This is a genomic window from Alishewanella sp. WH16-1, from assembly GCF_001441695.1.
GTDB classification, from domain to species: Bacteria; Pseudomonadota; Gammaproteobacteria; order Enterobacterales; family Alteromonadaceae; genus Alishewanella; species Alishewanella agri.
The window spans coordinates 1-6,683 of record NZ_LCWL01000109.1 but is presented as its reverse complement, the minus strand read 5'-3'; the positions used below and the strand labels follow the sequence as shown (position 1 = coordinate 6,683).

Here is a 6,683-nt window from a genome sequence, read left to right as displayed (position 1 = left end):
AGCTTAACTGACCGGCATTAGGCACATGCCGGGTGTTTTTTTAGTTTCAAGCCAGAGCGGCCAGCAGAGCCTGCAGTGGGTGGCGTGGTTTATCACCAACCAGCCGTTTTACCTGGCTGCGACAAGAGAAACCGGTCACGAGGATCTGCTCATTACCCAGCAGGGTTACCGGAGCGCGCCAACTAAGCTCAAACAGCGCTTTGCTGTTTTCAAGTTGCTGCTTTTCATGGCCATAGGTACCGGCCATACCACAGCAGCCAACGCTGACCGGCTTTAATTCCAGCCCCATCTGCATAAAGATCTGTTGCCAATGCTTTTCACTGGCAGGTAAGGCGGTTTTCTCAGTACAGTGTGCCAGTAACGAGAACTGCTGCGCCTGTGCCACCTTGGGCAAGCTTTGCTGTACTAACCATTCCTGCAATAGTAAGACCTGGAAATCCCCCCGTTCTTTGCCAAGCGCTTTCACATACTCGTCGCGATAGACCAGCACCAGTGAAGCATCCAGGCCTAACAATGGCAGTTGATACTGATTTAGCTGGTTAAAAAAGGCTGCCGCCGTGGCAGCGGTCGCCGCAAATTGCTTTAAAAAACCTTTGACATGCTCCGGCTTACCGTTTGGCAGAAATGGCAATAACAGCGGCTGATAACCCAGTTTTTCCAGCAACTGCAGTGCGTCGGCCACCAGTTCCGCTTCGTAAAAACTGGTAAAAGGATCCTGCACCAGCAGTACCGTGCGTTGCCGCTCCTCAGCCGTTAAGGCGTTTAGTTTATCGAACGAAAAGCGGTAACGTCCCTCCAACCGCTGTGCCAGCGTGGGTACCGATAACAATGGCGTATCGACATAGCCAACGCCATGCTCCAGGCCTTTTTGCAGCCAGCGCTGCCCGAGGAAAAAATTCACCAGCTTAGGGGCTTTCGCCAGTAAAGGCGCGGTACGTTCAATATTGGCAACCACATAGTCTTTTGCTGGCCGTAAATAGCGACTGTGGTAAAGCTGCAGGAAACGGGCGCGGAAGCTTGGCACATCAACCTTGATCGGACACTGGCCGGCACAGGCTTTACAGGCCAGACAGCCCTCCATTGCCTCCATCACTTCATGCGAAAAGTCCGCCTCGCCCTGGCGTTTGGCCAGCGTATTCTTTATTTTCTGCCACAGACTGCTGATGTTCTGTCCTTCCTTTAACAAACGCTGTTCCGTTTGCAGGATATCTTCGCCCGCCTGCTGTTGTAAGCGCAGCCACTCGCGCATTAAACCGGCACGGCCTTTCGGGCTATGGCGCCGATCTTTAGTGACCTTACTGGACGGACACATCGGCGAGCTTTCTTCATAGTTAAAACACAGGCCATTGCCGTTGCAGTTCATACTGCTGTCAAAGCTTTCACGCACCGCAACCGGAATTTGCCGGTCAAACCAGGCACGCTTTTGACCGTCAACACTGACCAAAGCATCGTGACTTTGATAAGGCGTACAGATTTTTCCCGGATTGACACGGTTGCGCGGATCAAAAGCCGCTTTGATTTTCCTGAGCTCAGTAAAGAGTTCCTCACCGAAAAATGCCGGTCCGTATTCACTGCGATAGCCCTTACCATGCTCGCCCCACATCAAACCGCCATATTTAGCGGTTAACTCCACCACCTGATCGGAGATGGTTCTAAGCAAACGCTCTTGTTCCGGATCGTATAAATCCAGTGCCGGCCGCACATGCAACACCCCGGCATCAACATGACCAAACATGCCATAGTGCAAACCGTGTGCATCTAACAGCGCACGAAACTCGAGGATAAAATCAGCCAGATTTTCCGGCGGCACCGCGGTATCTTCGGCAAAGGCCACCGGTTTATGATTGCCGGCGGTATTGCCCAGCAGCCCCACCGCCTTTTTACGCATGGTGTAAATCGCATTAATTGCTGCTGCATCATAGGTCAGCTGATAGCCAATGATGCCGCCTTGCTGCTGTTCGATAGCCTCGTCCAAACGCGCAGTCAAAGCGGAAATTTTGTCGTGAATTCCCTGCTCAGACTCAGTGTTATACTCGACAATATTCAGGCCCTGCATCTCCTTGCCGGGCACATCAGTAATCAGATCTTTGACCTGATGCCAGACAATATCGCTACGTGCCAGGTTCAGCACCTTACTGTCGACGGTTTCCACCGAGGTGGCTGCTGCTGCGACCAGGAAAGGCGAGTTCCGTAGTGCACTTTCAAAGCTGTCGTATTTAATATTGACCAGACATTTGTACTTCGCGATCGGCGTGATATTCAGCTTAGCCTCGGTAACAAAACCCAGCGAGCCTTCCGAGCCGGTAATAATCCGCGACAGATCAAACTCGGTCAGATCGGCGTTAAACACATGCTCCAGATCATAACCGGTTAAAAAACGGTTCAGGCGTGGAAATTTATCTAAGATCAGCGCCCTTTTATTACGGCAGCTATCTAATACCTGGCGGTAGATGCGGCCGATGCTATTGGGTTGCTCGGCTCGGTGCTCAGCTTCAAACAGCGGCATCTTGCGGGTATTCAGCACATTACCGTCAATCAGCACCGTTTTCAGGGCTAACACATGGTCGCTGGTTTTACCATAGACCAGCGAGCCCTGACCTGAGGCATCAGTATTAATCATGCCGCCGATAGTGGCGCGGTTGGACGTGGACAGATCGGGGGCAAAGAAAAAGCCATAGGGCTTTAAAAAGGCATTCAGCTGATCTTTAATCACCCCGGCCTGCACCCGTACCCAGCGCTCTTCGACATTCAGCTCCAGAATTTGCCGCATATGGCGTGATAAATCGACCACGATATGCTCGGTCAGTGCCTGGCCGTTAGTGCCGGTGCCGCCGCCGCGCGGGCTGAATTTTAGATGGCTAAAGCTGGAGGTTTGCGCCAGTGATGTCATGATGACCAGATCATCAGTACTGCGCGGTAACAATACCGCTTGTGGTAAGGCTTGATAAACACTGTTGTCGGTGGCGACAGCCAGCCGACTGCCATAGCTGGTTTCAATATCACCGGTAAAGCCGGCATGTTGCAGGGCTTTGGTAAAGGCAACGACGCTGGCGTCCAATGCCAGCTCAGGATTCAGCTTCGCAATCATAATTCTGCCACTTCAGCTTAAACTGGCGGCAGTATAGCACTGCGTCAGATTATGCCAAAGTGGGCTTAGGGCTTTGGCAGTAAATTCCTGCTTAATCCATATGCCCAAGTTTTGCGGCCTTAGTCGCCAGATAGCGATGTGAATGCGCGGTGGTTTTGACCCGGTGCTGTACCCGCTCCAGCACATTGACGCCGGCATCCTGCAGTGCTTTTAACTTGCGCGGGTTGTTGGTCAGTAAGCGGATTTGTTTTACACCTAGCTGGTCAAACATTTCTGCGGCAATACCGTACTCGCGCTGGTCCGGCAAAAAGCCCAGAATTTCATTAGCTTCTACCGTATCGAGCCCTTTATCCTGCTCGGCATAGGCGCGGATTTTATTGATCAGACCAATACCCCGACCCTCCTGGCGCAAATACAGGATCACGCCGCGACCGGCTTCCGCAATTTTGCGCATCGCAGCTTCCAGTTGCGGGCCACAATCACAGCGCAAACTAAACAGCGCATCACCGGTTAAGCACTCAGAGTGCACCCGCGCTAATACTGGCTCAGCGCTGGTGATATCACCCAGCGTCAGTGCAACATGTTCTTTGCCATTCGCTGCTTCAAAGCCATGCAACCGGAATTCGGCAAAAGGTGTCGGCAACAGTGTGGAGGTAACCAGTTTAATACTCATTAATGTTCTCGAAATAATACCGCTGATAACAATCCGGAAGTTGGGGTGTGCAGTAAAAGAATCAACCCTCAACCTGCAGTGAACCCGGAAATAAGCCCAAATCAAATTTTGTGATAGTGTAACACTTTGTCCGATTTCGGGTTAAGGCTTTTGTTGCAAAAATCGGTTACACTGCGCTGCTGCGTTTAAATACGCTGCTTTTACTTTATCGTTTTGACATTGGATCTGCTGCCATGCTTGGTTTTTTTGAACGTTTAACCCGCCCTTTCCCAGCACAAGAACCTGAACAGCCACCAAAGGGGTTATTGGCATTTTGTCGCCACTACACCAGAGGGATGGAATGGCCTCTGCTGATCATGTCAATCAGTTCAGCGCTGTTGGCTATTCTTGAAGTCTCGTTATTCAGCTTTATGGGACAGTTAGTTGACTGGTTAGTCGCCAAAGATCCGGAAAGCTTTTTCAGCGAAGAACGGGCTAACCTGATTTGGATGGCGCTGGTGACGCTGGTGCTATTGCCACTGCTGACGCTGTTTCACTCGGCGTTGGTGCATCAGACGCTGTTGGGTAATTACCCAATGTCGATTCGCTGGTTAGCCCATCGCTATTTGCTGCGGCAAAGCGTTAGCTTTTATCAGAATGATTTTGCCGGCCGCATCGCGACGAAAGTGATGCAAACCTCACTGGCGGTGCGCGAAACCGTTATGAAATTGTTAGATGTGCTGGTGTATGTGCTGGTGTATTTTTCCGCGATGCTGTTTTTCGTTGCTGATGCGGACCTGCGTCTGATTGTCCCGATGCTGGTCTGGCTGGTGTTCTATATTGCGCTGCAGCTGTATTTCGTACCACGCCTGAAACGGGTCTCAACAGCACAGGCCGATGCCCGCTCGGAAATGACGGGGCGCATTGTTGATAGCTATACCAACATTAATACCATTAAATTGTTTTCCCATACCCGGCGTGAAGAAGACTATGCCCGCGAAAGTATGGAAGTGTTTCTAAAGCCGGTATACCGGCAAATGCGCCTGGCTACCGGCCTAAGTGTTTCGGTACAAAGCCTGAATTACCTGCTGGTCTTTGCTGTAGCAGCACTGTCACTCTATCTGTGGGCTGGTAGTGCTATTACGGTTGGTGCTATCGCTATTGCCGTTAGTCTGGCGCTGCGCCTGAATGGTATGGCGCAATGGATTATGTGGGAAGTCAGTAGTTTATTTGAAAATATCGGTACTGTTGCCGATGGTGTGGCCACTTTGGCGCAACCGGCCAGCGTGGTCGATAAACCGGATGCCAGTGAACTGCAGGTTAGCCGGGGCGAAATTCATTTTGCGGCGGTTAGCTTTAACTATGGTAAAGCAGTTAATCAGCTGCAGGCACCCGTTATCAATCAATTGGAACTGACCATTAAACCGGGTGAAAAAATTGGTCTGGTGGGTCGCTCCGGTGCCGGTAAATCCACATTAGTTAATTTGTTACTGCGCTTTTACGATGTTGAGCGCGGTCAGATCCTGATTGATGGCCAGGATATCAGCCAGGTTACCCAGGAAAGCTTGCGCCGGCAGATTGCGATGGTGACGCAGGACACCTCGTTATTACACCGCTCGGTGCGCGACAATATCAGCTACGGGAAACCCGATGCCACTGAGCAGGAACTGATTACCGCAGCAGAACAAGCCGAGGCTTCGTTGTTTATTCATGATCTGACCGATCCTAAGGGTAACACCGGCTTAGATGCTCAGGTGGGTGAACGTGGCGTTAAACTCTCCGGTGGCCAGCGGCAACGGATTGCCATTGCCCGGGTGCTATTGAAAAATGCCCCAATCCTGATTCTGGATGAAGCCACCTCGGCTTTGGATTCGGAAGTCGAAGCCGCCATTCAGGCCAGCCTGAACCAGCTGATGGCCAATAAAACGGTCATCGCGATAGCGCACCGCTTATCAACGATCGCGCAGATGGACCGGTTAATTGTACTGGATCAGGGGAAAATCGTTGAGCAAGGTACCCATGCCGAGTTGGTCGCCGCTGGTGGCATTTATGCCCAGCTTTGGGCGCACCAGACCGGTGGTTTTATCGGCCTGGAGTAATCAAATAGCCCTAAAGCATAAGCCGCTGCCCCTGCTGCAGCGGCTTTAATTGCTATCGACATATTGCCGTTCTTAAATCCGCAGTAATATCGCCCAACGCCACAATCTGTTCATCATGCGCCCGATCCAGCCACGGCTCTGCCAGTGCTTGCTGATACCAGTCCTGCATGGCGGGCAAGGCCAGTAATAATTGAAAATACTGCATGGCTGGGGTGGATAACGTCAGACCATAGCTTTGGATCCGAAAGGCCACCGGTGCATAAAAGGCATCGGCAGCAGTAAAGTTATGGCCTGCCAGAAAAGGCCCGCCAAATTTCGTTAAGCCTTCATTTATCAATTCATCCAGCCGAGCCAAATCACGCAACAAGGGCGCGCTTTGCTCGTGTAATTTAATCCGTAAGCCACAATTCATACTGCAGATACTGCGTAGCGCATTAAAATTGGCGTGAATTTCAGCCGCAGCACAACGGGCCCAGGCGCGACTACGGCGATCATCCGGCCATACCGTTGGATAATGCTCATACAGATACTCGGCAATCGCCAGTGAATCCCAGACCACGGTATTATGTTGCACCATACAGGGCACCTTACCGCTGGGTGAAAAGGTACGGAAACGGGCAAAATTATCCTGATCGGCAAAAGGCACCAGTTGCTCGGTAAAGGGAATATTCAGCTGCTTCATCAGCAACCAGGGTCTGAGTGACCAGGATGAGTAATTTTTATTGGCGATATACAGTTCCCGCATCGGAAGCTCCTTTTACGCTGGCATTTTCATATCAATGATTTCAGCTTCCAGCATAGCCCAAAAAACAACCCCGGCAATGGCCTGTCTCTTGATCACAAG

General features: G+C 51.3%; 4 protein-coding genes. 1 reads left to right on the top strand and 3 read right to left on the bottom strand.

Going from position 1 to position 6,683, the window contains the following annotated elements; all coding sequences use genetic code 11:
- Positions 1 to 46: 46 nt before the first annotated feature.
- Together AAY72_RS11300 and ribA are read right to left on the bottom strand one after the other, a co-directional pair.
- On the bottom strand, positions 47 to 3,088 hold the full coding sequence (locus AAY72_RS11300; RefSeq protein WP_057787574.1) for an FAD-binding and (Fe-S)-binding domain-containing protein: 3,042 nt from the start codon (positions 3,086 to 3,088) through the stop codon (positions 47 to 49).
- 91 nt (positions 3,089 to 3,179) lie between these two features.
- Entirely contained in the window at positions 3,180 to 3,761 is a 582-nt protein-coding gene (gene ribA, locus AAY72_RS11295) for a GTP cyclohydrolase II (RefSeq protein WP_008983568.1), read from the bottom strand.
- Positions 3,762 to 3,994: 233 nt separating this feature from the next.
- Here ribA and AAY72_RS11290 point away from each other — a divergent pair, with 233 nt between their 5' ends.
- Complete coding sequence (locus AAY72_RS11290) at positions 3,995 to 5,839, top strand: ABC transporter ATP-binding protein (RefSeq protein WP_008983569.1); 1,845 nt, start codon at positions 3,995 to 3,997, stop codon at positions 5,837 to 5,839.
- Positions 5,840 to 5,891: 52 nt separating this feature from the next.
- On the opposite strand, the gene AAY72_RS11285 is transcribed toward AAY72_RS11290, so the two are convergent.
- A complete protein-coding gene (locus AAY72_RS11285; RefSeq protein WP_057787572.1) occupies positions 5,892 to 6,584 on the bottom strand; it encodes a glutathione S-transferase family protein in 693 nt (230 codons plus the stop codon).
- Between the last annotated feature and the right edge of the window lie 99 nt (positions 6,585 to 6,683).